General features: G+C 63.0%; 23 protein-coding genes and 1 tRNA gene. 18 read left to right on the forward strand and 6 right to left on the reverse strand.

From position 1 onward, the window contains the following. The first annotated feature begins 235 nt into the window (after positions 1–235). A complete protein-coding gene (locus FJ434_RS07325) occupies positions 236–1,288 on the forward strand; it encodes a low specificity L-threonine aldolase (RefSeq protein WP_140745341.1) in 1,053 nt (350 codons plus the stop codon). Between the two features lie 69 nt (positions 1,289–1,357). On the opposite strand, the gene FJ434_RS07330 is transcribed toward FJ434_RS07325, so the two are convergent. Then, on the reverse strand, positions 1,358–1,825 hold the full coding sequence (locus tag FJ434_RS07330) for an Hsp20 family protein (RefSeq protein ID WP_027142918.1): 468 nt from the start codon (positions 1,823–1,825) through the stop codon (positions 1,358–1,360). Between the two features lie 477 nt (positions 1,826–2,302). Here FJ434_RS07330 and FJ434_RS07335 point away from each other — a divergent pair, with 477 nt between their 5' ends. Beyond that, positions 2,303–3,280 (forward strand): alpha/beta hydrolase, encoded by a 978-nt coding sequence (locus FJ434_RS07335; RefSeq protein WP_140745338.1) that lies wholly within the window; start codon positions 2,303–2,305, stop codon positions 3,278–3,280. Positions 3,281–3,357: 77 nt separating this feature from the next. On the opposite strand, the gene hisN is transcribed toward FJ434_RS07335, so the two are convergent. Together hisN and FJ434_RS07345 are read right to left on the reverse strand one after the other, a co-directional pair. Then, the gene (gene hisN, locus FJ434_RS07340) at positions 3,358–4,131 is read right to left on the reverse strand and encodes a histidinol-phosphatase (RefSeq protein WP_140745335.1); all 774 of its coding nucleotides are present in this window, start codon (positions 4,129–4,131) and stop codon (positions 3,358–3,360) included. A 387-nt stretch (positions 4,132–4,518) separates the two neighbouring features. Further along, positions 4,519–5,460: an N-formylglutamate amidohydrolase gene (locus tag FJ434_RS07345; protein WP_127869910.1), complete on the reverse strand. Its 942-nt coding sequence runs from the start codon at positions 5,458–5,460 to the stop codon at positions 4,519–4,521. Between the two features lie 162 nt (positions 5,461–5,622). On the opposite strand from FJ434_RS07345, the gene FJ434_RS07350 reads away from it, so the two are divergent. Both FJ434_RS07350 and FJ434_RS07355 read left to right on the forward strand, forming a co-directional pair. After that, positions 5,623–5,985, forward strand: a complete 363-nt coding sequence (locus FJ434_RS07350; RefSeq protein ID WP_006199474.1) for a response regulator — start codon at positions 5,623–5,625, stop codon at positions 5,983–5,985. Positions 5,986–6,100: 115 nt separating this feature from the next. Continuing rightward, a tRNA-Val gene (locus FJ434_RS07355) sits at positions 6,101–6,175 on the forward strand. A 90-nt stretch (positions 6,176–6,265) separates the two neighbouring features. Here the strand turns inward: FJ434_RS07355 and FJ434_RS07360 are convergent. Then, positions 6,266–7,420, reverse strand: a complete 1,155-nt coding sequence (locus FJ434_RS07360) for a dihydrodipicolinate synthase family protein (protein WP_140745333.1) — start codon at positions 7,418–7,420, stop codon at positions 6,266–6,268. 240 nt (positions 7,421–7,660) lie between these two features. Here FJ434_RS07360 and FJ434_RS07365 point away from each other — a divergent pair, with 240 nt between their 5' ends. The 14 genes from FJ434_RS07365 to FJ434_RS07430 all read left to right on the forward strand — a co-directional run bounded on the left by FJ434_RS07365 (position 7,661) and on the right by FJ434_RS07430 (position 23,680). Further along, on the forward strand, positions 7,661–8,713 hold the full coding sequence (locus tag FJ434_RS07365) for a LacI family DNA-binding transcriptional regulator (RefSeq protein WP_140745331.1): 1,053 nt from the start codon (positions 7,661–7,663) through the stop codon (positions 8,711–8,713). Beyond that, on the forward strand, positions 8,710–9,726 hold the full coding sequence (locus FJ434_RS07370) for a Gfo/Idh/MocA family oxidoreductase (RefSeq protein ID WP_140745329.1): 1,017 nt from the start codon (positions 8,710–8,712) through the stop codon (positions 9,724–9,726). Before FJ434_RS07365 ends, FJ434_RS07370 begins: the two co-directional genes overlap by 4 nt. Next, positions 9,723–11,324 carry an acyl CoA:acetate/3-ketoacid CoA transferase gene (locus FJ434_RS07375; RefSeq protein ID WP_140745327.1) on the forward strand — a complete coding sequence of 534 codons (1,602 nt, stop codon included), beginning with the start codon at positions 9,723–9,725 and terminating at the stop codon, positions 11,322–11,324. Before FJ434_RS07370 ends, FJ434_RS07375 begins: the two co-directional genes overlap by 4 nt. Further along, positions 11,317–12,093, forward strand: coding sequence for an enoyl-CoA hydratase/isomerase family protein (locus FJ434_RS07380; protein ID WP_140745325.1), 777 nt, complete (start codon positions 11,317–11,319; stop codon positions 12,091–12,093). Before FJ434_RS07375 ends, FJ434_RS07380 begins: the two co-directional genes overlap by 8 nt. Before the next feature lie 17 nt (positions 12,094–12,110). Further along, complete coding sequence (locus FJ434_RS07385) at positions 12,111–13,622, forward strand: aldehyde dehydrogenase family protein (protein WP_140745322.1); 1,512 nt, start codon at positions 12,111–12,113, stop codon at positions 13,620–13,622. Positions 13,623–13,680: 58 nt separating this feature from the next. Next, a complete protein-coding gene (locus FJ434_RS07390; RefSeq protein WP_140745320.1) occupies positions 13,681–14,934 on the forward strand; it encodes an ABC transporter substrate-binding protein in 1,254 nt (417 codons plus the stop codon). Between the two features lie 83 nt (positions 14,935–15,017). Then, complete coding sequence (locus tag FJ434_RS07395; RefSeq protein ID WP_027142944.1) at positions 15,018–15,974, forward strand: sugar ABC transporter permease; 957 nt, start codon at positions 15,018–15,020, stop codon at positions 15,972–15,974. Beyond that, positions 15,971–16,915 carry a carbohydrate ABC transporter permease gene (locus FJ434_RS07400; protein WP_140504271.1) on the forward strand — a complete coding sequence of 315 codons (945 nt, stop codon included), beginning with the start codon at positions 15,971–15,973 and terminating at the stop codon, positions 16,913–16,915. Before FJ434_RS07395 ends, FJ434_RS07400 begins: the two co-directional genes overlap by 4 nt. 4 nt (positions 16,916–16,919) lie before the next feature. Continuing rightward, positions 16,920–18,035 (forward strand): ABC transporter ATP-binding protein, encoded by a 1,116-nt coding sequence (locus FJ434_RS07405; protein WP_140711924.1) that lies wholly within the window; start codon positions 16,920–16,922, stop codon positions 18,033–18,035. Between the two features lie 107 nt (positions 18,036–18,142). Further along, the gene (locus FJ434_RS07410) at positions 18,143–19,645 is read left to right on the forward strand and encodes a GMC family oxidoreductase (protein ID WP_140745318.1); all 1,503 of its coding nucleotides are present in this window, start codon (positions 18,143–18,145) and stop codon (positions 19,643–19,645) included. Further along, positions 19,642–20,403 (forward strand): 3-ketoacyl-ACP reductase, encoded by a 762-nt coding sequence (locus FJ434_RS07415; protein WP_140745316.1) that lies wholly within the window; start codon positions 19,642–19,644, stop codon positions 20,401–20,403. The genes FJ434_RS07410 and FJ434_RS07415 overlap by 4 nt, the downstream gene beginning before the upstream one ends. Before the next feature lie 12 nt (positions 20,404–20,415). After that, a complete protein-coding gene (locus FJ434_RS07420; RefSeq protein WP_140745314.1) occupies positions 20,416–22,044 on the forward strand; it encodes a GMC family oxidoreductase N-terminal domain-containing protein in 1,629 nt (542 codons plus the stop codon). An 11-nt stretch (positions 22,045–22,055) separates the two neighbouring features. Beyond that, positions 22,056–22,373: a Dabb family protein gene (locus FJ434_RS07425; protein WP_140711930.1), complete on the forward strand. Its 318-nt coding sequence runs from the start codon at positions 22,056–22,058 to the stop codon at positions 22,371–22,373. A gap of 89 nt (positions 22,374–22,462) precedes the next feature. Continuing rightward, a complete protein-coding gene (locus tag FJ434_RS07430; RefSeq protein ID WP_181165810.1) occupies positions 22,463–23,680 on the forward strand; it encodes an MFS transporter in 1,218 nt (405 codons plus the stop codon). A 4-nt stretch (positions 23,681–23,684) separates the two neighbouring features. Here FJ434_RS07430 and FJ434_RS07435 read toward each other — a convergent pair whose 3' ends face one another. Further along, positions 23,685–24,530 carry an EamA family transporter gene (locus tag FJ434_RS07435; RefSeq protein WP_140504286.1) on the reverse strand — a complete coding sequence of 282 codons (846 nt, stop codon included), beginning with the start codon at positions 24,528–24,530 and terminating at the stop codon, positions 23,685–23,687. A 7-nt stretch (positions 24,531–24,537) separates the two neighbouring features. After that, complete coding sequence (locus FJ434_RS07440; protein ID WP_140745312.1) at positions 24,538–25,446, reverse strand: endonuclease/exonuclease/phosphatase family protein; 909 nt, start codon at positions 25,444–25,446, stop codon at positions 24,538–24,540. Positions 25,447–25,509 lie beyond the last annotated feature (63 nt).

Below are 25,509 nucleotides of genomic sequence, written 5' to 3' on the forward strand. Positions count from 1 at the left end.
CACTACTGTCCTAAATTTTTATGACAGAAATCCAGGACCCATACAAGACCGATTCACAAAAAACTTGGCCGCGCCGCGACACAAAATTTCGTGAGGCGGCTGCAAAACGTAAGCTTCGGTCTCTGAAGACGCCGCGAGCCCGACGCTGGCTTTACCCGTTTTCTTGTGTCTGGCTCTTGCGGGCGGGTCATGAAACCGGTCAAGGTCCGGCGATTTCCCCAGCACAGGCAGACGCATGTTCTTCGCTTCCGACAATTGGGCAGGCGCCCATCCAAACATTGCAGCCGGCCTTTCGGCCCACACCGCCGGCTTTTCGACCGCCTATGGCGATGGTGCCCTCGACCAAACCGTCTATCAGCGCTTCAGCGAGATTTTCGAGCGCGAAGTGGCCGTGTTCTTCGTGGCGACCGGCACCGCCGCCAATTCGCTGTCGCTGACGGCCTATAACAAGCCCGGCGGCATTTCCTTCGCCCACCGCGAATCGCATATCATCGAGGACGAGTGCGGCGCGCCGGAACATTTTTCCGGCGGCTCGCGGCTTCACGCCGTCGACGGCCCGCTGGGCAAGATCGAGCCACATAATCTGGACAAGGCGATCGGCCGTTTCGCCGGCGAGGTAGTCCATTGGGGCCGGCCGATGGCCGTTTCGGTCACCCAGTCGACCGAGGTCGGCACGATCTATGGCCTGGACGACATTGCCGCGATTGCGGCGATCGCCAAACACCATTCCGTGCCGCTGCACATGGACGGCGCCCGCTTCGCCAATGCGCTGGTCGCGCTCGACACCACGCCGGCTGAAATGACCTGGAAACGCGGCGTCGACATCCTGTCCTTCGGCGGCACCAAGAACGGCTGCTGGTGCGCCGAGGCGATCGTGCTGTTCGATCTCGATCGCGCCAAGGAATTGGCTTTTCTGCGCAAGCGTGCCGCCCAGCTGTTTTCGAAGTCGCGTTTCGTCGCAGCGCAGTTCGAAGCCTATTTCAAGGATGGGCTGTGGCTCGATACCGCCAGGCATGCCAATGCCATGGCCGCGCGCCTGGCGGCCGCGATCGAGGATTCGGCCACGGCAAAGCTCGCCTGGCTGCCGCAGGCCAACGAAGTCTTCGCGGTGATCAAGAAAACCGAAGCCGAGAAGCTGCAGGCGGCGGGCGCGGCCTTCTACGACTGGCACAGGCCGCACGGCTTCGACGGCCATATCGGCGAGGACGAGCTGCTCTATCGCTTCGTCACCAGCTTTGCGACGACCTCGGAGGAAGTCGACCGCTTTGGCCAGCTGATCGCGGGATAGTCAGGCTTCGCGACAACAAAAAAGCGGCGCCTTTCGGCGCCGCTTTCCGTCTCGGGAGGGAGACTAACCTTAGGCTGCCGTCTTGGCCTCGATCTGCTTGGCCTTGGCCGGAGCCGAGGTGATCGCGATCTTGCGCGGCTTCAGCTCTTCGGGAATGTTGCGCTTGAGGTCGACGAAGAGCAGGCCGTTCTTCAGCGCGGCGCCGACGACTTCAACGTGATCGGCAAGCTGGAAGCGGCGCTCGAAGGCCCTGGAGGCAATGCCGCGATAGAGCAGCTCGGAGCCTTCGCCGGTGCCCTCGTCCTTGCGCTCACCCTTCACCGTCAACACGTTGCGGTGGGCTTCGATGGAGATCTCGTCATCCGAGAAGCCGGCAACCGCCATCGAGATGCGGTAGGAATCCTCACCGGTGCGCTCGATGTTGTAGGGCGGATAGGTCTGCGCGCCATCGGGCTGCGCGAGCGAATCGAGCATGGTGAAGAGACGGTCGAAGCCGACGGTCGAACGGTAAAGCGGGGAAAAATCAACGTGACGCATGAGGTGTTCTCCTGTTGAGCAACATGGTTTGCGTATGGCCGGTGCGAAACCCGTAAGCGGCGTTTCGGCTGGACCAGCCCCGACATTGGCGGCCGCAACCCACATCTGGGGAGCGTTCGAAAGCATTTCAAGTTGCGTTTGACGGCAAAAAGAGTGAGGCCGCCGGCCTTTGATGAACGGCAGATGAACCGGCGCTTCGGCGCCCGTTCAGACAGCCGCCGCTAAAGTGGCTTTCAAGATCAAGGATTGGCGGCGCCGGATTTGCAGAGGTGCCGCATCGAGGCCGAACCGGGTGTTAACGTCCCTTCCTCCCGGATCGACAGGGGCCGGAAGCGTGCTCAAAGCCGCTTCCGGCCTTCCCCGTTGCAGGCCTCCGTAACCCGGATTTGCTTTGCTTTTGATGTGTGGGCGTCTATCACCTTGACGAGGCTGGCCGTGAAGGGCTGGCGCGCCAAGACGCCGAGCACAAAGCGCCGAATGACGGATCTTTTCCACGACACACCCCTTTTTCACGAAATTGAAGGCAATCCGCGACCGGAAAACGTCACGGGCGGCTTTTTCACCACGCGCGACGGCAAGAAGATCCGTTATGGCCTGTTCGCGGCGGTGGCGCGTCCAATGCGGGGCACCGTGGTGCTGCTCGGCGGCCGCAACGAGTGCATCGAGAAATATTTCGAGACCATCCGCGACCTTGCCGCGCGGGGCTTCGGTGTCGCCACCCTCGACTGGCGCGGTCAGGGCGATTCCGACCGGCTGATCCGCGATCGCCAGCGCGGCTATGTCAGGTCGTTCCGCGACTATACGGCCGATCTGGAGCAGTTCTTCGAGGAGATCGTGCTGCCGGACTGCCGTGGACCCTATTACATCCTGGCCCATTCCGCCGGGGCGGTAATCACGCTGCTTGCCGCGCCGTCGATGGTGAACCGCGTGCGGCGCATGGTGCTGATCGCGCCATTCCTGACGTTGCCCGACCTGCCGGTCTCGATAGGGACGGTGCGCCGGGTCTGTTCGATTTTCTGCGCCCTGGGGCTCGGCCGGCTCTATGCCGCCTGGGGTCCACGCCCGAGACAGACGCTGCCTTTCGAGGTCAACAAGGTGACATCAGATCCGCAACGCTATCGCCGCAACACGCGCATCTATGAAGAATATCCGCAACTGGCACTTGGCGGCCCGACTGTCCGCTGGCTGCAGGCGGCGGCGAAGGCGTCGGAAGCCATAAGCGACCCCGACTTCATGGCCCGCATTCAGGTGCCTCTGCTGATCATCGCCGCCGGCGCCGACCAGGTCGTCTCGACCAAGGCGGTGGAAGCATATGCGAGAAATCTGAGACTCGGTTCGCTGTTGATGATCGACGGCGCCAAACACGAAATCCTGCAGGAAGTCGACCTCTACCGCGAACAATTCCTCGCCGCCTTCGACGCCTTCGTCCCCGGCTCGGACGATCCGACGGCCTGACCTCATTCAGGCAGGTCTACGGGCGCACCCCTGCGGAATTCCAGCGCTCGATAAGGCTGCACTGAGCAGGGGCGATATCAGCCGTGCAGGGCGGCCATGGCGGCGGCATGAAGCTCCGGTGTCGCCGCCGCCAGAACATCGCCGCCATTCTCCGCCGGCCCGCCGTCGAAAGTGGTGACGACACCGCCGGCTTTCTCGATGATCGGGATCAGCGCCACGATGTCATAGGGCTTCAATCCAGGATCGGCGACGATGTCGACGCTTCCCGAGGCGATCATGGCGAAGGCATAGCAATCGGCGCCATAACGGGCGAGCTGGATTTGCCGCTCGAACGCGTCATAGCGATTGCGCGCCTCGCCCTTGAACAGCGCCGGCGTTGTGGTGAACAACGTCGCTTCGGCCAGCTTCGTCGTCTTGCGGGTCGACAGTTTTCGCGGACCTCCCGGTCCCTCATAGTGGGAGCCGGAGCCATTGGCGTAGAACAGCTCGCCGGTGAAGGGCTGCGCCATCATGCCGGCGACCGCGTCACCATCGACCGTCAGCCCGACCAATGTCCCCCACACCGGCAGGCCGGAGATGAAGGCGCGCGTGCCGTCGATCGGGTCGATCACCCAGACATGCCGGCTGGAAATGTTCTCGCTGCCATGCTCTTCGCCCAGGATACCGTGGTCGGGATACTCGGCCGATATCAGCGCCCGGATGGCGCGCTCGGCCTCGCGGTCGGCCTCGGTGACCGGGTCGAAACTGCCCTTCTCCTTGTTGGCGACCGCACCTTGGGCGCGAAAGCGCGGCAAGGTCTCGGCGGCCGCCGCTTGCGCGATGCGGCGCATGAAATCGATGCTGATGTCCAACTGATTCTCCCGAATTACGGCATGCCCGGACTGTCGTTTGCCGCCACTTTCGTGCCAAAACAAGGGTGTTCGAGGATTATTCGCCAGCGACATCTGTTGCCCAAATATCACGTTCCCGCCAACGAAACGCAATTTCCACATCACTCTGAATTAAAAAAGCCTAAACGTCGCTTGACATTTGTGCGCTGCACAATACCATCAATGATGGACAGGGTTTCCTGTCCATGCCCTCCTTGGGCGTTTCCTCCCTAGACTTCGACCGTATCGTGCAAACGATGCGGTCTTTTTTTCACCGCCGCTCCCGGAGCGTGCCGCCCAAATACTGCAAAGGGTCCAAATACCGCAAAGTGTATTGGGCAGTGGCACGCATGAGACAAGGCGTGATCTTCACTCCGCGGCCAGCGGCAGGTCGATGAAATGATGGTCTGGCATCGCCATCAGGTCGGCTGAAAATCGCGTCAGATCGTCGGCCAGCGCGTCGAAGCCGGCGGCTTTCTCGAATGTCCGCTCATTCATGTAGAGCCCGCGATTGACCTCGATCTGCAGCGCATGCAGATGACGCGCCGGGCGGCCATAGTGTTCCGTGATGAAACCGCCGGCGTAAGGCTTGTTGTGAGCGACGGTATAGCCCATCGCGGTCAGCAGGCCGATCGCGGTTTCGGTCAGGGCCGCGGTGGCCGAGATGCCGAAACGGTCGCCGATGATGAAATCCGGCCGCAGCCCGTTGTCACCGACGCGGATGCTCGCCGGCATCGAGTGGCAGTCGATCAGCACGGCAAAGCCGAAACGGGCATGGGTCCTGGTCAAAAGCCGCTTCAGCGTTTCGTGATAGGGCTTGTAGACGGCCTCGATGCGGGCAACCGCCTCGGCGAGCGGCAAGCGGCCCGCATAGATGTCGAGCCCCTCGCCCACCAGCTTCGGCACGGTGCCGAGCCCGCCGGCCACGCGCGCGGAGCGGATGTTGCAGAAGGACGGCACCGGCTCGGCGAACATGCGCGGGTCGAGTTCCCAGGGCTCACGGTTGACGTCGAGATAGGCACGCGGGAAATTCGCCGCCAGCATCGGCGCGCCCAGCGCCACGGCGCCGCCGAACAGCTCGTCGACATAGCAATCCTCTGAGCGGCGGATGGCGTTGCGATCGAGCCTTGCCATGGCAAGGAAGCGTTCGGGATAGTAACGGCCGCTATGCGGTGAATTGAAGAGAAAGGGGACGCGCTGCTCGGCGCCCGAACGGATTTCGAAGGGTGGAAAGACCGAAAAATCCTCGGCTGCCGTCTTCAATTTGAACGAACCCGAAAACACCAGTGCATCATGGCATGAAACTGCCACCTTGCTGGCCGCATGTCCAGCATTTCGGCGGTCGTGCCGCTGGGCAAATGTGGGTCAAGCGCGTCCGCGTTCACTTGATGTTTACTCTCACCTCCTCATATACAGGATGGTTAACGGGCCTGCCCCACGGCAGTCTCGGGCGGGTGATTCGGACGGGATATCATGGCACGCATTCTTCTGGCGGAAGACGACGACGATATGCGTCGGTTCCTCGTCAAGGCGCTGGAGCGCGCCGGCTATCAGGTCAGCGATTTCGACAACGGCGCCAGCGCCTACGAGCGGCTGCGCGAGGAACCGTTCTCGCTGCTTCTGACCGACATTGTCATGCCGGAGATGGACGGCATCGAGCTGGCGCGTCGCGCCACGGAGATCGACCCCGACCTCAAGGTGATGTTCATCACCGGTTTTGCCGCCGTTGCGCTGAACCCGGATTCCAAGGCGCCGAAAGACGCCAAGGTGCTGTCCAAGCCCTTCCACTTGCGCGATCTCGTCAACGAGGTCGAAAAGATGCTGCAGGCGGCCTGAGCCGCCTCCCGCAAGCCGCCGGGCGTCAACCACAGCCGCGGCGAGACGACATGTATTTCCTCTTTTCCTGCTATTGACGCGCCGGACCAAAAATGGTGTATGCGCGGCTTCGGATGGGCGTGTAGCTCAGCGGGAGAGCACTGCATTGACATTGCAGGGGTCACAGGTTCAATCCCTGTCACGCCCACCATCCAACCCGGACAATCGGACCTTGCATCGCGGAGCGCCCGTCTTGGCGCCGGCTGGGATGGACGACGGCTGATCCGATCGCGAAACTCGCTTAAATGCCTGCGACGGCGCAGAGGCTCTTCATCCTGGCAATCGCCATCTCCGGATCCGCCAGCAGTCCAGCCTGGTCGGCTAGGCGGAAGACATCGGCATAATGGCGGATGCCGCGCGCCGACTGCATGCCGCCAACCATCGCGAAATGATCCTGGTGGCCGTTCAGCCAGGCCATGAAGACGATGCCGGCTTTATAATATTCGGTCGGCGCCTCGAAGATTTTTCGCGACAGCGGCACGGTCGGCGCCATCAGCGCGTCGTAGCCGGCACGATCGCCGTCAGCCAGCTTCGCCAGCGCGGCATTGGCAACCGGGGCGATCGCGTCGAAAATGCCGAGCAATGCGTGCGAGTGCCGCTTGCCGTCTCCGGCGATCAGTTCGGGATAATTGAAGTCGTCGCCGGTGAACATCAACACGCCGTCCGGCAGGCGGTTCCTGAGCGCCACCTCCTTGCCGGCGTCGAGCAGCGATATCTTGATGCCTTCGACCTTGCCGGCGTGGCGCTCGATGATGGCGATCACCGTATCGAGCGCGGCCTCAAAATCGTCGCTGCCCCAATAACTCCTCAAGGCCGGATCAAACATGTCGCCCAGCCAGTGCAGGATGACCTTGCCGGAGGCTTGGCCCAATATGCGGTCGTAAACCAGGGCGTAATCGTCGGGCCCCTTCGCCACGGCCGCCAGGGCGCGGCTGGCCATCATGATCGCCTTGCCGCCCTGGCCTTCGATGAAAGCGAACTGCTCCTCATAGGCGGCGATCACATCGTCCAGTGTCCTGGCCGACGCCGGCGCCAGATGGTCGGTTCCGGCACCCGAGGCGAGATCGGCGCCAGCGACGGTCTGCGCCTCCGCGATTGAACGGCGGATCAATTCCCGCGCATTTGTCCAATCGAAGCCCATGCCGCGCTGCGACGTGTCCATCGCCTCTGCGGTGCGGAAGCCGAGGCGCCACAGATGATGACGAAACGCCATCGTCCTGTCCCAGTCGACCACTGGCCGCGACCACGGATCGGTCATCTTGAGGGGATCGGCAACGACATGCGCTGCGGCATAGGCGATGCGCGGGAACCCCGCGCCGATCACCGGCTGGACCGGCTGTCCGACAAGCGCGTAACGTGTGCTGCGGCCACTCTCGCCCGGCAAGGCAATATCCATCAATCTCTCCCTTTCGACACCTATCAAATGGAACGTTCCAATAAATCAAGAACCTCTAGATTCGAAATGGCCGGCCAGCCAATGCTGCGTTGCAGCACAAAATGGCCCTGGATGGCATGTTTCTTGATCACGTATGATCGCTTCCTTCTGATTGAGAAAAAATCCCGATTGACTTGCCTACGATGCAGAGATTAGAACGTTCCAATAAAAGTCGATTTAGAAAACCGGGAGGATATCAGGATGGCCAGTCGGGCCAAGGCGACGATCTTCGACATTGCCCGCGAGGCGGGCGTGTCCAAATCGACGGTGTCGCTCGTGCTCCAGGGCAGCGGGCTGATCCGCCCCGAAACCGCGGTCAAGGTGCGCAAGGCGATCGAGGATGTCGGCTATGTCTACAACCGCGGCGCCGCCAATCTGCGCAAGGCCCATTCCAACGTCATCGGCATGGTCATCAACGATCTCACCAATCCCTTCTTCGCGGAACTGGCAGTGGGCATGGAGCGTGTTTTTCAATCGGCCGGCATCGTGCCCTTCATCGCCAACACGGCCGAAAATCCAGTGCGCCAGGAAGAAGTGCTGAAGTCTCTGATGGAACAGGGCGTCGCCGGGCTCATCGTTTCCCCGGCGCGCGGCACCACGCCAGGGGCGTTCCGGCGGCTGGAAATAGCCGGTCTGCCGATTGCCTTCGCCATGCGCCGGCTGCCTGAAAGCCGCATTCCGGTGATTGCTCCCGACAATCATCGGGGCGCCTATCTCGCGACCGCTCATCTCGTCGGCAAGGGACATCGACGCCTGGCCTTCTTCGGCGGCTCGTCTGATCTGGTGGTCTACCATGAGCGGCTGGGCGGCTTTCGCGAGGCCTGCGAGACGCTCGGCATCGACGCTCGCGACGCGCTCATCATCGAGGGCGAGACCAACCGCAAGGGCGGCATGGCCTGCCTGGAAACGTCACTCGCAATGGCGGAGTCGCCAACCGCGGCGCTCTGCTTCAACGATGCCGTTGCCTTCGGCGTCATGCTAGCGCTGCGCAAGCGTGGACTTGAGCCGGGCCCGGATTTCGCCGTCGTCGGCTTCGACGATGTGGTCGAGGCCGAACATTATATGCCGCCGCTGACCAGCGTCGCGGTGGACTCCGCCGGTCTCGGCGAACGCGCGGCCCACGTCATGATCAAGATGATCCAGTCGCGCACCACGCGCGCCGAGGACCATATCGGCGCCGTCAATCTCGTGGTCAGGGAAAGCTGCGGCCCAGATCGCCGCACGCAAAAAAGGCCTACGGGAGCCGCGACATGAGCGTCAAATGGGGGCTGATCGGCGCCAGCACGATCGCCCGGCAATTCATGATCGACGCCATTCGCGCGCAGCCCGATGGCGAGATCGCGGCGGTAATGGGCTCCAACTCCGAACGCGCCACGGCCTACGCAAGGGAAAATGGTATTCCAGCCGCCGTATCAAATCTCGATACCTTGCTCGGATCCGACATCGACGCCGTCTACATCTCGACCACCAACGAATTGCACCTCGAACAGGCGCTGGCCGCGATCAAGGCGGGAAAGCATGTGCTGTGTGAAAAGCCGCTGGCGCTGACCAGCGACGACGCGCGCAGAATGGTCGTTGCGGCCAAGGCCGCGGGCATCGTGCTCGGAACCAATCATCATCTGCGCAACGCCGGCGCGCACCGTGCCATGCGCGAGGCGATTGCCGTCGGTCGCATAGGCCAGCCGATCGCCGCGCGGGTCTTCCACGCCGTCTACCTGCCCGAAAACCTCCAGGGTTGGCGCATCGCCAGGCCTGAGGCGGGCGGCGGCGTGGTGCTCGACATCACCGTGCACGATGCCGACACGCTGCGCTTCGTGCTTGGCGACGATCCGGTCGAGGTTTCCGCCTTCACGCAATCCGCCGGTATGGCCGGCAGCGGGCTGGAAGACGGCGCCATGTGCATCTGGCGCTTCAAGTCGGGCCTCATCGCGCAATCGCATGAAGGCTTCACCACCAGATTTGCCGACACCGGCTTCGAGGTGCACGGCTCCCAAGGCTCGCTGATCGCCCGTAACGTGATGACGCAGAAACCGGTCGGCTCGGTCCTTCTGCGCACCGCCAGCGGCGAAGAACAATTGAGCTTCGACCGCGAGAATCTCTATGTCAGGTCGGTGCGCCGGTTCCATGCCGCGATCCGTGGCGAGGGCCAGCCTTCCGCCACCGGCGAGGACGGCATCTGGTCGCTCGCCGCGGCCGAGGCGGCATTGCAATCGGCCAATTCCGGCAGAGCCGTCAAGATCGACCCGAAACTCGGGAGCATGAATTGAGCAAGGTCGTTTCGTCGGCGCAGGCAGCCAGCCTGATCAAGGATGGCATGGTCGTCTCGGTGTCCTCGTCGAGCGGCCTCGGCTGTCCGGACGCCGTGCTCGCCGCCATCGGCGAACGCTTTGACAGCGAGGGCCATCCGAAGGACATCACCACGCTGCACCCGATCGCCGCCGGCGATATGTATGGCATCAAGGGCATCGATCATCTGGCCAAGCCGGGCCTGTTGAAGCGTACGCTGTGCGGCTCCTATCCGTCGGGTCCCTCCTCCGCCGAGCCGCCGCGGATCTGGAAGATGATCGGCGACAATGCCGTTGCCGCCTATAACGTGCCGTCCGGCATCCTGTTCGACATGCACCGCGAGGCCGCGGCCAAGCGGCCGGGCGTGCTGACCAAGGTCGGCCTCGACACTTTCGCCGACCCGCGCCACCAGGGCTGCGCGATGAACGCCGCCGCCGGCGAGCCGATCGTCTCGGTGCAGCAATTCGACGGCGAGGAATGGCTCTATTTCCGCGCCATCGTGCCCCAGGTTTCGATCATCCGCGCCACCACGGCGGATGAGCGCGGCAACCTGACCTATGAGCATGAGGGCGCCTATCTCGGCGGCCTGGAACAGGCGCTCGCCGCCCGCAACAATGGCGGCATCGTCATCGCGCAGGTCAAACGCGTCGTCGAGAACGGCACGCTGAAACCGCATGATGTGCGCGTGCCGGGCGTGCTGGTCGATCATGTCGTCGTCGCGCCCGACCAGTTGCAGACTACGCTGACGCCTTACGATCCGGCGATTTCGGGTGAAATCTTCCGGCCGCTGTCGAGCTTCCGCACGCCGGAAATGAACGTTCAGAAGGTGATCGCGCGCCGCGTCGCCATGGAGCTTCGCGACGGCATGGCCGTCAATATCGGCTTCGGCATCTCGGCCAACGTGCCGCGCATCCTTCTGGAAGAAGGCCAGCACGGCAAGGTCACCTGGCTGATCGAACAGGGCGCTGTCGGCGGCGTGCCGCTGCTCGACTTCAAGTTCGGCTGCGCCTCCAATGCCGAGGCGATCATGCCCTCGCCGCACCAGTTCATCTATTTCCAGGCTGGCGGCTTCGACGCTTCGCTGCTCTCCTTCCTGCAGATCGACCGCCACGGCTCGGTCAACGTCTCGAAGCTTTCGGCACGGCCGCATGTCACCGCCGGCGCCGGCGGCTTCGTCGACATCACGTCGCGGGCGAAGAAGATCGTGTTTTCCGGCTTCTTCAATGCCGGAGCCAAGCTGTCGCTCGCCGATGGCGGCATCCGCATCGACGCGGAAGGCAAGGTCAAGAAAGTCGTCGAGGAGGTCGAGCAAATCTCCTTCTCCGGCAAGCGCGCCGTCGCGCAGGGACAGGATATCACCTATGTGACCGAGCGTTGCGTGATGAAGCTGACATCAGATGGGCTGATGGTGACGGAACTGGCGCCGGGCATCGACCTCGAGCGCGATGTGCTTGGTCAAGCCGAGATCCCGCTCAATGTAGCCAACGACCTCAAGGTGACGCCGACCGCGCTCTACCAGGATCGGCCGATCGGCCTTTCGCTCAATGGCAGCACCCCGCTCGGAGGCGTGCATGGCTGAGCGCCTCGTCACCTTTCAGCAGGATGGTGCGATCGGCACCGTCACCTTGCGCCGGCCCGAAAAATTCAACGCGCTCGACATCCCGATGCTGCGCGCGCTGGAAGCGGCGCTCGACGAGGCGGAAAGCGCCGAAGGTGTGCGCGTGGTGCTCATATGCGGCGAAGGCAAGGGTTTTTGCGCCGGCGGCGATGTCGAAGCCTGGGGCGGCATGAGTGCCGCCGATTTCCAGGTGCAATGGGTGCGCTACGGCCACCGTGTCTTCGACCGGCTGGCACGGCTGCGGCAGCCGACCATCGCCGTTCTGTCCGGCCATGCGCTCGGCGGTGGGCTCGAATTGGCTGTCGCTTGCGATTTTCGCGTCGCGGAAACGCAGGTGAAACTCGGCTTTCCCGAAACCTCGATCGGCGTCGTCCCCGGCTGGTCCGGCACGCAACGCGCGGTGCGCCGCCTCGGCGCTCAGACGGTGCGCCGTATGGCTGTCGGTGGCGAGATTTTTCTGGCGGCGGAAGCGCTTGCGCTGGGTATCGTCGACCGCATCGTCGAAACCGGCAAAGCGTCGGGTGAAGCCAAGACATGGGCTGAAAAAATCGCCGAACGCGGGCCGCTGGCGACCGAAGCCGCCAAGCTGATGATCGCAGTGGCGGAAGGCGAAGAAAGCGCTGCCGCGACCGAAGCCTTGGCCAGCGGCTTCATAGCGCTCACCGGCGATCTCAAGGCCGGCGTCGGCTCCTTCAAGACCAAGCAAAAGCCCGTGTTTTCGCGTTCCTAGGACAGAGTGGAAATCACATGAATGCACCTCTCAAGATTTCCATGCCTGCCGAGGCCTCCGCGGCTCCCAAGGCATACAAGCTTCTGATCGACGGCAAGCATGTCGATGCCCGCGACGGCCGCATGCTGGAACGCAAGAGCCCCGGCCACGGCTTCACCGTTTCACATTATGCCCAGGCAGGTGCCGCCGAAGTGGAAGCCGCGATGCAGGCAGCGCACAGGGCGTTCGAGACCGGTCCCTGGCCGCGCATGAAAGCGGCCGAGCGCGCCGCGATCCTGCTCAAGACGGCCGACCTGATCGAGGCGCGACTGGAAGACATCGCGCGGCTCGATGCGCTGGAATCCGGCAAGCCGATCGCCCAGGCGCGCAGCGAGATCGGCGGCGCCGTTGACATCTGGCGCTATGCCGCTTCGCTGGCCCGCACGTTGCACGGCGAAAGCTACGCCAATCTCGGCGATGCCATGCTGGGCGTGGTGCTGCGCGAGCCGATCGGCGTCGTCTCGATCATCACGCCGTGGAATTTTCCGTTCCTCATCGTCAGCCAGAAACTGCCTTTCGCGCTGGCCGCCGGCTGCACGGCGGTGGTCAAGCCAAGCGAAATGACTTCGGCCTCGACCTTCGTGCTTGGCGACATCCTGCTCGAAGCCGGCGTGCCCGCCGGCGTCATCAATATCCTCGCCGGTCTCGGCGCCGATGTCGGCGCGCCGATGGTCAGCCATCCCCTGGTCGAGATGGTTTCGTTCACCGGCTCCACCCGCGTCGGCAAGATGACCATGGCGGCGGCCTCGAACTCCCTGAAGAAGGTGTCGATGGAGCTCGGCGGCAAGAACGGCCAGATCGTCTTTCCCGATGCCGATCTCGAGGCGGCCGCCGATGCAGCGGTGTTCGGCGGCTTCTTCAATGCCGGCGAATGCTGCAATGCCGGCAGCCGGCTGATCGTGCACGAGGCGATCGCCGACGATTTCCTGGCCGCGGTGAAGGCGTTGACAGCCAAGGTAACCGTGGGCGATCCGCTCGATGACAGGACCAAGGTCGGCGCGATGATTTCCTCCGACCATCTGGCCAAGGTGACGGATTACGTGGCGGCAGCCGCGAGTGACGGCGGCAGCATCTACAGCGGCGGCGGGCAACTCCCCTCCAATGCCGGCCAATATCTCGACCCGACGATCTTACGCGACGTCACCGAAAACATGGCCGTCGCCCGCGAGGAAGTGTTCGGGCCGGTGCTATCGGTGTTGACTTTTGAATCGATTGAAAGGGCGTTGCACATTGCCAACAACACGCCCTATGGTCTGTCGGCGGGTGTGTGGAGCACCAGCATCGACACCTGCATGTCGGTGGCGCGGGGCGTGCGTTCGGGGACAGTCTGGGTGAACACGTTCATGGAAGGTTATCCCGAACTGCCGTTCGGCGGCTACAAGCAGTCGGGCCTGGGCCGCGAACTCGGCAAGCGCGCCGTCGAGGACTATACCGAGGAAAAGACAATCCAGTTTCATCGCGGCCAGCGCACCGGTTGGTGGGTCGGCTGAGTTGGGAAGAACCCGGTGGGCTGCCACCGGTCGTGTAATGCAACAAGGGAGGAAGTACATGTTGCGCAAACTGCTTATCGGAACGGCGCTCGCTTCGGGCCTGGCTTTCGCGGCCCATGCCGAGGACGTCAAGGAAGTGCAGATGCTGCATTGGTGGACGTCGGGCGGCGAAGCGGCTGCTCTCAACGTGCTCAAGGGCGATCTGGCCAAGGAAGGCTATGCCTGGAAGGACGTTCCCGTGGCCGGCGGCGGCGGTGATGCCGCCATGACCGCGCTGAAGGCGATGGTCGCGGCCGGCAACTATCCGACCGCCTCGCAGATGCTCGGCTACACAGTGCTCGACTATGCCGCTGCCGGCGTCATGGGCGACCTCACGGAGACGGCGAAGAAGGAAGGCTGGGACAAGTCGGTTCCGGCCGCCCTGCAGAAATTCTCCGTCTATGACGGCAAGTGGGTTGCCGCTCCGGTCAACGTCCACTCCGTCAACTGGCTTTGGATCAACAAGGCGGTGATGGACAAGATCGGCGGCACCGAGCCGAAGACCTTCGACGACTTCGTCGCCCTGCTCGACAAGGCCAAGGCGGCTGGGGTCACCCCGCTCGCGCTTGGTGGCCAGAACTGGCAGGAAGCAACCATGTTCGATTCCGTCGTGCTGTCGACCGGCGGACCTGAGTTCTACAAGAAGGCGATGAACGACCTCGACGACGCGTCGCTCAAGTCCGATACGATGAAGAAGTCGTTCGACAATCTCGCCAAGCTCGTCACCTATGTCGACCCGAACTTCTCGGGCCGCGACTGGAACCTCGCCACCGCCATGGTCATCAAGGGCGATGCGCTGGTGCAGGTCATGGGCGACTGGGCCAAGGGCGAGTTCCACGCCGCTAAAAAGACGCCGGGTACGGACTTCCTCTGCTATCGCTTCCCGGGCACCGACGGCTCGGTGATCTACAACTCCGACATGTTCGGCATGTTCAACGTCCCGGACGACCGCAAGGCCGCCCAGGTTGCACTCGCCACCGCCACTTTGTCGAAGAGCTTCCAGTCGGCCTTCAACGTCGTCAAGGGTTCGGTTCCGGCCCGCACCGACGTGCCTGACACCGACTTCGACGCTTGCGGCAAGAAGGGTATTGCCGACCTGAAGAAGGCCAATGAAGGCGGCACGCTGTTCGGCTCGCTCGCCCAGGGCTATGGCGCGCCCCCGGCTGTCGCCAACGCCTACAAGGACGTCATCTCCAAATTCGTCCATGGTCAGATCAAGACCTCGGACGAGGCCGTGACCGAACTGGTCAAGGCAATCGACGACGCCAAGTAAGCGTTACGCACGAAAACGCCTTCCCCGCTCCGGCGGGGAAGGTCCCGTGAGGCCGGTCGGCCGGACGCCGATGGGAGGAACCCATGAGCACAGTTGCGACAAGCCAGATCAAGCTGACGCCGGAGCATGCCCGCCCGCGCACCTCTGTGCGGTCGCGCCTGCAGGACGCCTTGCCGAAAATCGTGCTGGCGCCGAGCTTCGCCATCACTATCGTTTTCGTCTACGGCTTCATCCTGTGGACGATCTACCTATCCTTCACCAACTCCAAGACCTTCCCGTCCTACGCTATAACGGGCGGGCGCGCCTATCAGCGACTGTGGGGCTGGACTTTCGACACCGACCCGCCATCGAGCTGGTACACGTCGATCACCAATATGGGCATTTTCGGCTTTCTCTACATCTTGATCTGCCTGGCGCTCGGCCTGTTCCTGGCCATCCTGCTCGACCAGAAGATCCGTGGTGAAGGCGTGCTGCGTCCGATCTATCTCTACCCGATGGCGCTCTCCTTCATCGTCACCGGCGTTGCCTGGAAATGGTTCCTCGACCCTGGCCTCGGTCTCGAGCAGACGCTGCATCAATGGGGCTGGACGAGCTTCCATTTCGACTGGATCAAGAACAAGGATTTCGTCATCTACACCGTGGTCATCGCCGGTGTCTGGCAGGCCTCCGGCTTTATCATGGCGATGTTCCTGGCCGGCCTGCGCGGCATCGACGGCGAGATCATGAAAGCGGCGCAGATCGACGGCGCCACCACCTTCCAGCTCTATCGCCGCATCGTCATTCCGCTCTTGCGGCCGATCTTCCTGTCAGCCTTCATCGTGCTCGCGCACCTTGCCATCAAATCTTACGATCTGGTTGTGGCGCTGACCAGCGGTGGCCCCGGCGGCTCGGCCTGGCTGCCGTCCAACTTCATGTATGAATACACCTTCAAGCGCAACGAAATGGCCGTCGGTTCGGCAAGTGCCGTGATCATGCTGATGACCATCGTCGCCATCATCGTGCCCTATCTCTATTCGGAACTCAGGGAGAAGTCGCGATGAGCGCCGTAACCACTCCCACCCGCCAGGCCAGCGGCGGCATGAACGTCAAGATCGTCAACCGCATCGTCATCTACGGGCTTCTGGCGCTGTTCGCGCTGTTCTACCTGATGCCGCTGTTTGTCATGCTGGTGACCTCGTTCAAGACCATGGACGAGATCCAGAACGGCAACATGCTGGCGCTGCCCAAGGCGCCGACCTTCGAGCCCTGGCTGAAGGCATGGGGCGAGACCTGCGTTGGCCTCACCTGCGCCGGCATCAAGGGCTATTTCTGGAACTCCATCAAGATGGTGGTTCCCGCCGTGCTGATCTCGACCATGCTCGGCGCGCTCAACGGCTACGTGCTGACCAAATGGCGTTTCCGCGGCGCGACACTGGTGTTCGGGCTGATGCTGTTTGCCTGCTTCATCCCGTTCCAGTCGGTGCTCTTGCCGATGGCGACGATCCTGGGCAGCCTCGGACGGTTCGGCGTGACGCTGCAGAACACGGTCGGAACCAGCTTCGGCCTCGGCAACCCGACGGTCAACCTGGTGTTCGTCCACGTCGTCTACGGCATCGGCTTCACCACGCTGTTCTTCCGTAACTATTATGAGGCGTTCCCGACCGAACTGGTGAAGGCCGCGCAGGTGGACGGCGCTTCCTTCTTCCAGATCTTCCGGCGCATCATGCTGCCGAACTCGATGCCGATCTTCGTCGTCACCGTCATCTACCAGTTCACCAACATCTGGAACGACTTCCTGTTCGCCTCCGCCTATGCCGGCACAGGTGACGCGATGCCGATGACGGTAGCGCTCAACAATGTCGTCAACACCTCGACCGGCGTCGTCGAATACAACGTCAACATGGCGGCTGCGATGATCGCCGCGCTGCCCACCCTTCTCGTCTATGTGCTCGCCGGCCGCTATTTCGTGCGTGGCCTGATGGCCGGCGCGGTCAAAGGATAACGCAATGGCTTTTCTGGAAATTGATGGTCTGAGGAAGCGTTTCGGCCAGGTCGAGATCCTGAAAGGGATTAACCTCGAGCTGGAAAAGGGCGGCTTTCTGGTGCTGGTCGGTCCGTCCGGCTGCGGCAAGTCCACGCTGCTCAACACCATTGCCGGACTGGAGACGATCACCTCTGGCGATATCCGCGTCGACGGCCGCACCATCACCGATCTGCACCCGTCCAAGCGCGACATCGCCATGGTGTTCCAGAGCTATGCGCTCTACCCCAACATGACGGTGGCCGGGAACATCTCCTTCGGCATGGAGATGCGCGGCGTACCAGCCGAGGAACGCCAGAAGGCGATCGACAAGGTGGCCAAGGTACTGCAGATCGGCCATCTGCTGCAGCGCAAGCCGAGCCAACTCTCCGGCGGCCAGCGCCAGCGCGTCGCCATGGGCCGGGCATTGGTGCGCGACCCCAAGCTGTTCCTGTTCGACGAGCCGCTGTCCAACCTCGACGCCAAGCTGCGCGTCGACATGCGCATCGAGATCAAGCGCCTGCATGCCACCACGGGCACAACGATCGTCTACGTCACCCACGACCAGATCGAGGCGATGACACTGGCGACCAAGATCGCGGTCATGCGTGACGGCGAGGTGCAGCAATTCGGCACGCCGGCGGAAATCTACAATAACCCGAGCAATGTCTTCGTCGCCGACTTCATGGGGTCGCCGGCAATGAACTTGATCCCGGCGACCATCGGCGGCAATGGCGGCGATCTGGCCGTCGTGCTTGATCGCGAGGCACGCCAGCCGATCACCTTGCCGATGGCCAACGCGCCGGCCGGACTGTCGGCGTTCAAGGGTAAGCCGATCATCTTCGGCGTCCGCCCGGAGGCGCTCACCGATCCGGAAGGCGCGGAACGCAACGCCTCGCAAATCGCCACCGCCGATTGTCACATCGAGGTTGTGGAACCGGCCGGTTCCGACACTTTCGCCGTCACCAATCTCGGTGGCAAGGGCGTGGTGGCGCGGCTGCGCGCCGATGCCAACATCCAGCCGGGCACCAACACGCCGCTGGCCTTCAACCTGACCAAGGCTGTGTTCTTTGATCCGGCGACCGAGAGCCGTATTCGCTGATGCGTGTCGCCCAAAAATGGATCTGGTTTTGGGGCAACGACATGCATCAAAACAAAAGACCTGAAGCGGGTCGCATGTGTCAATTCAAACGCGGCGCGCTTTAGGCGATGGCAAACCCCGATATCGTCATCATCGGTTCCGGCATCGGCGGCGCCACGATCGCCTCTGGTCTGGCCGGCAGCGGCGCCTCTATCCTGATGCTGGAGCGTGGCGAGCCGCTGCCGGCAACGCCGCACGCGCGCGACACACGCGCCATCTTCGTTGACGGCCATTACCGGCCGAAGGAGATGTGGCGCGAAGCTGGCGGTGCCGCGTTCAACCCAGGCAATTACTACTATGTCGGCGGCAATTCGAAATTCTTCGGCGCGGTGCTGATCCGCTACCGCAAGGAAGACTTTTCCGCCATGGAACACTTTGGCGGCGTCTCGCCGGCATGGCCGTTTTCCTATGACGAATTCGAGCCTTGGTATTCCAGGGCAGAGCAGCTGTTCCGCGTGCGCGGCGCGCTGGACGAGGATCCAACCGAGCCATTTCATTCGGTTCCCTATGCCTTCAAGCCGGTGCCCGACGAGGCGCCGATCGCGCGCGCCCGTGCCGAACTCAGGGGGCTGGGGCTGCATCCGGCCTCCCTGCCGCTCGGCGTCGACATCGACACCTGGCTGAAGGAGGGCAGGACCGGCTGGGACGCTTTTCCCAATACCGGCCAGGGCAAGGTCGACGCGCAGACCGGACCGCTGACGGCGGCCCTGACCGACCAGAACATCAAGCTCGAGACCGGCGCCTATGTCGAATATCTCGAGACAGCCCCGGACGGCAAAACCATCTCGGCCGTTCACTATCGCCAGAACGGCGAGCCGAGGAAAGTCGCGCCGAAACTAGTGATCCTGTCGGCCGGCGCGGTCAATTCAGCCGTCATCCTGCTGCGCTCACCCTCACCTCATGGGAAAGGCCTGGCCAACCGCTCCGACCAGGTCGGCCGCAACTTCATGAACCACAATTCGAGCGCCATGCTGGCGATCGATCCGCGCCGCAGGAACGATGCCGTCTACCAGAAGACCCTAATGCTGAACGACTACTATCTCACGGGTGGCAAGGGCGGCAAACCGCTCGGCAATGTCCAGCTTCTCGGCAAAATCGACGGCAACATGCTCAAGGCCAATGTGAAACGGCTGCCGAAATTCGCGCTCGACTTCATGGCCGGCCATGCCATCGACTGGTATCTGATGTGCGAAGACCTGCCCGATCCCGAAAGCCGCATCATGGTCGACGGCAAGGACATCGTCATGCAATGGCGACGCTCCAACATGCAGTCGCTCGACGGCCTGACCAAGGTGATGCGCGCGAATTTCCGCGCCTGCGGTTATCCCATCGTGCTGTCGCGCCCGTTCGACAAGCGCACGCCCTCGCACCAGTGCGGCACGGTCAAAATGGGCGACGATCCGGCGATGTCGCCGCTCGATCCGTTCTGTCGCGCCTTCGATCACCGGAACCTCTTCGTCGTCGACGCCAGTTTCCTGCCGAACTCGGCCGCCGTGAACCCGGCGCTGTCGATCGCCGCCCAGGCGCTGCGGGTAGCCGAACACATCCGCAAAACAGAGCTTGCCGCATGACCCGCCCGGCGGCCATCGTCACCGGCGGCGCGCGCGGCATCGGCTTTGCCTGCGCCGAGGCGCTGGCCGACGCCGGATTCGACATTCTCGTCGCTGACCTTGCCAAAACAGCCGCAGGCGAGCTCGCCGCTGACATCACCGCGCGCGGCGCGAAGTTCGCGTATTTCGGCTGCGACATCGCCGATCTTTCCACCCATGCTTCCCTCGTCGACGCCGCCATGCGCGCCTTCGGCCGCATCGATTGCCTGGTCAACAATGCCGGCGTCGGCGCCGTGGCGCGTGGCGACCTTCTCGACCTCAAACCCGATAATTTCGACCGCGCGCTCGGCGTCAACCTGCGTGGCACCGTCTTCCTCAGCCAGGCCGTCGCCAAGGCGATGCTGGCCAAGCCGGGCGATCATGCCAAGTCAATCCTCACCATCACCTCGGTCAGCGCCGAGATGGCCTCTCCGGAACGCTCCGAATATTGCATGTCGAAGGCAGCGCTTTCCATGTGGGTGAAGAACCTGGCGCTCAGGCTCGCCCCGGAAAACATCGGCGTGTTCGAGCTGCGGCCGGGCATCATCCGCACCGACATGACGGCAGGCGTGAGTGCCAAATACGACGCGCTGATCGACGGCGGCCTGGTGCCGGCGAAACGCTGGGGCGAAGCCTCCGACATCGGCGCCATGGTGGCGGCGCTCGCTGCCGGCAGACTGGGTTTTTCGACCGGCTCGATCATCAATGTCGACGGCGCGCTCTCCGTGCCCCGGCTGTGAACGGATAAGACAATGACCGACTACATCATCGTGGGCGCCGGTCCGGCCGGCTGCGTGCTGGCCAACCGGCTAAGCGAGGATCCCTCCAATTCCGTGCTGCTGCTCGAAGCCGGCGGCAAGGACTGGCACCCCTATATCCACATGCCGGCGGGTTTCGCCAAGATGACCAAGGGCATCGCCTCCTGGGGCTGGTCGACCGTGCCGCAGAAACACATGAAGGACCGCGTCTTCTGGTACACGCAGGCCAAGGTGGTCGGCGGCGGTTCTTCCATCAACGCCCAGATCTACACGCGCGGCAATGCACGCGATTACGATGCCTGGGAGAAGGAAGAAAGGCTGGCCGGCTGGGGCTACCGCGACGTACTGCCCTATTTCAAACGCGCCGAGAACAACCAGCGTTACGCCAACGATTTTCACGGCGACCAAGGCCCGCTCGGCGTCTCCAACCCGATTTCGCCGCTGCCGATCTGCGAGGCCTATTTCCGCGCCGGCCAGGAGATGGGCATTCCTTTCAACCCGGATTTCAACGGCGCCAGCCAGGAAGGCGTCGGCTATTACCAGCTCACCCAGAAGGACGCCCGCCGGTCCTCCGCTTCGGTGGCCTATCTCAAGCCGATCCGCGACCGGAAGAATCTCATTGTCCGGACCGATGTGCTGGTCACCCGCATCGTCGTCGAGAACGGCCGTGCCGTCGGCGTCGAGGTGGTCGACAGGCCGGGCGGCCAGACAACAATCCTGCATGCCGACCGCGAGGTGATCGTCTCGTCCGGCGCCGTCGGTTCGCCGAAGCTTCTGATGCAGTCGGGCATCGGCCCGGCCGACCACCTGAAATCGGTCGGCATCACGCCGGTACACGATCTGCCAGGCGTCGGCTCCAACATGCAGGATCATCTCGACCTCTTCGTCATCGCCGAATGCACAGGCGATCACACCTACGACAATTACGCCAAGCTGCACCGCACGGCCTGGGCCGGGCTGCAATATCTGCTGCTGAAAAAGGGACCGGTGGCTTCCAGCCTGTTCGAGACCGGCGGCTTCTGGTACGCGGATCCGACCGCCGCCTCGCCCGACATCCAGTTCCATCTGGGTCTCGGCTCCGGCATCGAGGCCGGCGTCGAGAAGCTGAAAAACCCGGGCGTCACCTTGAACTCGGCTTTCCTGCGGCCGCGCTCGCGCGGAACCGTGCGGCTTAAAAGCGCCGATCCAGCCGACCATCCGCTGATCGATCCGAACTACTGGTCCGATCCCTATGACCGCGCCATGTCGCTGAAGGGACTGCGGCTGGCGCGAGAGATCATGCGGCAGAAGGCACTTGCCCCCTACGTGCTGCGCGAGGTGCTGCCCGGTCCGTCGCTCGCCAGCGATGACGAGTTGATCGACTATGCCTGCCGCACGTCCAAGACCGACCACCATCCCGTCGGCACCTGCCGCATGGGCCATGACGAGATGGCGGTGGTGACGCCGGATCTCAAGCTGCGCGGTATAGAAGGCTTGCGCGTCTGCGACGCATCGGTGATGCCGCGTGTGCCTTCTTCCAACACCAACGCGCCGACCATCATGGTTGGCGAAAAGGGCGCTGATCTGATCCTAGGCCGCGAGCCGCTGGCGCCGGCGGTGTTTTCCGGCAATCGTGCTGCTTAGGGAGTGGTAAAATGATCAGGCACTGTGTTTTCGCAAGATTTCGTAGTGATGTGTCCCCGGCCGAGCGCACGGCTATCCACGCCGACCTCGAAGCGTTGCGGCAGGTGATCGAAGGCATGGAGACGGTTCAATTCAGCGCCAATGTCAGTCCGGAGCCCTTCGCGCGGGGTTTCAGCCATGGCTTTACCATCGATTTCCGCGATGCAGCGGCGCGCGACGCCTATCTCGTCCATGAGGCGCATCAGCGTGCCGGCGCCCGGCTGATCGCGACCCTCGAAGGCGGCACCGACGGATTGATGGTCTTCGACCTCGATCTTACGAAAAAGTGAACCGCCGGCCTTTCGAAAGCCGCCCGATCACTGTTCTCTTTTGCCGACAAGGCGACATATCGTTCCTTTGGGGTACAAAGGAGGACGCCTTGAACCTCACCGCCGAGCAGAAGAAAACCGTTCTGGCGTCATTTCTGGGCTGGACGCTCGATGCTTTTGATTTCTTCCTTCTGACCTTTCTGCTCACCGACATTGCGGCTGAGTTCCAGACTGATGTCCCCGCGGTGTCGAAGGCTCTGTTCCTGACCTTGGCGACCCGCTTCACCGGCGCGTTCTTCTTTGGCATGCTTGCCGACAAATACGGTCGCAAGCCGATCTTGATGCTCAACATCGTCAGCTATTCGGTGATCGGGGCGCTGGCTGCTTTCTCTCCCAATCTCGGCATGTTCCTGGCGCTACGCGCCCTGTTCGGCATCGCCATGGGCGGCGAATGGGGCCTCGGCTCCTCGCTTGCCATGGAATCCATACCGCCGCGGGCACGCGGCATGGTCTCGGGTATCCTGCAATGCGGTTATCCCGCCGGTTACCTCCTGGCGGCGGTGGTCTATGGGCTGCTCTACGGACAGAAGGTCGGCGACTTCGTCCTCGGCTGGCGCTTCATGTTCCTGCTGAGCTTCATACCGGCGCTGATGGTGCTGTTCATCCGCTCGCACGTGCCGGAATCGCCCCCCTTCGTCGAGGCACGAAAGCAGGTCAGACCGGGGTTGCTGGAAACGCTGCGGAAGCACTGGCGCGTCGCGCTCTATGCCGTGGTGCTGATGATGTTCTTCAACTTCTTCAGCCATGGCACCCAGGACCTCTACCCGACCTTCCTGAAGAAACAGCATGGCTTTGATTCGCATACGGTGAGCTGGATCACCATCGTCGCCAATATCGGCGCCATTGTCGGCGGCCTGGCGTTTGGCGCGCTGTCGGAGAAGATCGGCCGCATCAACGCCATTACCCTCGCATGCATCATCGCCCTGCCGGCGATCCCGCTATGGGCCTACAGCTCCACGCCCTTCATGCTGGCCATTGGCGCCTTCATCATACAAGTCGCGGTCCAGGGTGCCTGGGGTGTCATCCCGGTTCACCTCAATGAGCTTTCGCCCGGCGCGGTGCGCGCCACCTTGCCCGGCTTCATATACCAGGCCGGCAATCTCGCCGCCTCCTACGGCGGTCCGTATCAAGCGGGGATCGCGGAAGCGCCCGGCGGCAGTTATGGTTATGCGCTGGCGCTATTTGCCGGCGTGGTCGCCGTCTGCATCATCGTGGTCATCCGCTTCAGTCCGGAGCGGCGCGGTCAGGTAATGACGGTGCTGGGTTGAAATGTCAGCCCATCCTCAGCGCGATGACGCCTGCGACGATGCTGAGCGCGGCTGCACCGCGCCAGCCCGTCATCTTCTCGCCGAGCGCGTAGACCGAAATCATCATGGCGAACAGGATCGAGGTTTCGCGCAGTGACGCCACCGAGGCGATCGGCGCCTTGGTCATCGCCCACATCACGATCCAGTAGGCGGCGCCGGAAAGCACGCCGGTGAACAGCCCGGTCTTCCAGTCGCGCGCCAACACCGGAAGCGCCTTGGATCCTCGGAAAACGAGGCAGAGCACCAGCGCCCCAAGCGCATCGCAGATGAACAGCCAGGCGGCATAGCTTTGCGCGGTCGCGGCCAGCCGCGCGCCGCTGCCGTCGGATAGCGTGTAGCTGGCAATGAAGATCGACGTGCCCAGCGCGAATGCGACCGCGCGCAGGTTCAGCTTCTCCAGATGCGCCCCGCCGCGAAACGACATCACCAGCGTTCCGGCCGACAACAGCAGGATGCCCACGATGGCAAGCGGTGCCGGCACCTCGGCGACAACGAACATCCCGCCAATCGCGGCCAGCAGAGGTGCCGTTCCGCGTGCCAACGGATAGGTCTGGGCAAAATCGCCGGCCTGGTAGGCGCCGATCAGGAAGGTGCGGTAGCCCATGTGGAAGATCACCGAAGCGGCGATATAGGGCCAGACTTCCACCTTGGGCACCTCGACGAAAGGCAGCACCACGAGGCCAGCGACCCCCATGCCGAACGTCATCAAAGTAATCGACAGGAAGCGGTCGAGATGTACCTTGACCAGCGCGTTCCAGATCGCGTGCATGGCGGCCGCGGCAAGCACCGCGAGGAAGACGAAAAGCGTCATATGGAGCTCATCGACCTCCGGAGCCGAAGGGCGTTTCGAGATCGATGTCGACCTGGACGGGGAAGTGATCGGAAGCAAGCTCGCCTATATCGGCGCTGACCGAGCGCACACGCCCGGCCAACATGCCGCCGACAAAGCAATGGTCAAGACGGCGCTTTGCCAGTCTGCCGTCGATGATCTTCTCATGCGTATGGAAATCACCAGCCGGTTCAACCGCCACGGCGGCGGCATCGACGAAGCCGTCGAGATAGGCTGCTCCACGATGATATGGCGTGCTGCCGACGATGCGACGGTATTCGGCGCTGTCCGGCTCCATGTTGAAATCGCCCAGCCAGATCGCCGCCGGCGGATTTTCCGGCTCGACTTCCCCATGTGTCCAGTTACGCGAAGGTTCGTCGTCCACGCCGCTCCACGGTCCGCCTTCCCCCGGCGCCCGGCGATGCTGCGCCGAGAGATAGTCGATCTGGTCCAGCCGCTCTTCCGCGGCGATGTGCGCGAGATGCAGCGAAAGCACCCTGACCGACCCGGCCGGCGTGCGGATCATGCATTCGAGCGCGGCGTTGCGGGTGTTGAGCGGACGCAGCGTACGGCGCATCGGCAGCGCGTGCAGCCGCGACCAGACGATCGGCAGTTTTGACAGGACCATGGTGCCGAATTGCCGGCGGCGGTTGACCAGACGGCCGTCCCGCCATTCGCTGCCATCCATGTCGAAGGCCGGGCCATACACCCAGTGATAATCAGGCAGAAGCCGTGAAAGCAACTCCGGCTGGTCGTCGAAATTGCTGCGCTGCCAGTGCCGCTCGACCTCCTGCAAGGCGATGATGTCGGCGCCGGCAATCATGCGCGCGGCGCGCGAAAGATCGTAGCGCCCGTCGCTGCCGAACCCGTACTGGATGTTGTAGCTGACCAGCTTCATTGCTTATCCGGCTCACTTCCCGGTGTTGGCAGTAACGGTTCGGTCGATCGCTTGCAATGTGCA

Origin of the sequence: Mesorhizobium sp. B2-5-13 (assembly GCF_006440535.1) — a bacterium.
GTDB classification, from domain to species: Bacteria; Pseudomonadota; Alphaproteobacteria; order Rhizobiales; family Rhizobiaceae; genus Mesorhizobium; species Mesorhizobium salmacidum.

Bases quoted from the DNA above. Each gene is read 5' to 3' on its own strand.
- FJ434_RS07335 (WP_140745338.1), top strand. From the start codon at position 2,303: ATGACGGATCTTTTCCACGACACACCCCTTTTTCACGAAATTGAAGGC.
- FJ434_RS07360 (WP_140745333.1), bottom strand. From the start codon at position 7,420: ATGGATATTGCCTTGCCGGGCGAGAGTGGCCGCAGCACACGTTACGCG.
- FJ434_RS07350 (WP_006199474.1), top strand. From the start codon at position 5,623: ATGGCACGCATTCTTCTGGCGGAAGACGACGACGATATGCGTCGGTTC.
- FJ434_RS07390 (WP_140745320.1), top strand. From the start codon at position 13,681: ATGTTGCGCAAACTGCTTATCGGAACGGCGCTCGCTTCGGGCCTGGCT.
- FJ434_RS07370 (WP_140745329.1), top strand. From the start codon at position 8,710: ATGAGCGTCAAATGGGGGCTGATCGGCGCCAGCACGATCGCCCGGCAA.
- FJ434_RS07380 (WP_140745325.1), top strand. From the start codon at position 11,317: ATGGCTGAGCGCCTCGTCACCTTTCAGCAGGATGGTGCGATCGGCACC.
- FJ434_RS07440 (WP_140745312.1), bottom strand. From the start codon at position 25,446: ATGAAGCTGGTCAGCTACAACATCCAGTACGGGTTCGGCAGCGACGGG.
- FJ434_RS07425 (WP_140711930.1), top strand. From the start codon at position 22,056: ATGATCAGGCACTGTGTTTTCGCAAGATTTCGTAGTGATGTGTCCCCG.
- FJ434_RS07395 (WP_027142944.1), top strand. From the start codon at position 15,018: ATGAGCACAGTTGCGACAAGCCAGATCAAGCTGACGCCGGAGCATGCC.
- FJ434_RS07405 (WP_140711924.1), top strand. From the start codon at position 16,920: ATGGCTTTTCTGGAAATTGATGGTCTGAGGAAGCGTTTCGGCCAGGTC.
- FJ434_RS07435 (WP_140504286.1), bottom strand. From the start codon at position 24,530: ATGACGCTTTTCGTCTTCCTCGCGGTGCTTGCCGCGGCCGCCATGCAC.
- FJ434_RS07420 (WP_140745314.1), top strand. From the start codon at position 20,416: ATGACCGACTACATCATCGTGGGCGCCGGTCCGGCCGGCTGCGTGCTG.
- FJ434_RS07385 (WP_140745322.1), top strand. From the start codon at position 12,111: ATGAATGCACCTCTCAAGATTTCCATGCCTGCCGAGGCCTCCGCGGCT.
- FJ434_RS07330 (WP_027142918.1), bottom strand. From the start codon at position 1,825: ATGCGTCACGTTGATTTTTCCCCGCTTTACCGTTCGACCGTCGGCTTC.
- FJ434_RS07410 (WP_140745318.1), top strand. From the start codon at position 18,143: ATGGCAAACCCCGATATCGTCATCATCGGTTCCGGCATCGGCGGCGCC.
- FJ434_RS07325 (WP_140745341.1), top strand. From the start codon at position 236: ATGTTCTTCGCTTCCGACAATTGGGCAGGCGCCCATCCAAACATTGCA.
- FJ434_RS07400 (WP_140504271.1), top strand. From the start codon at position 15,971: ATGAGCGCCGTAACCACTCCCACCCGCCAGGCCAGCGGCGGCATGAAC.
- FJ434_RS07365 (WP_140745331.1), top strand. From the start codon at position 7,661: ATGGCCAGTCGGGCCAAGGCGACGATCTTCGACATTGCCCGCGAGGCG.
- FJ434_RS07415 (WP_140745316.1), top strand. From the start codon at position 19,642: ATGACCCGCCCGGCGGCCATCGTCACCGGCGGCGCGCGCGGCATCGGC.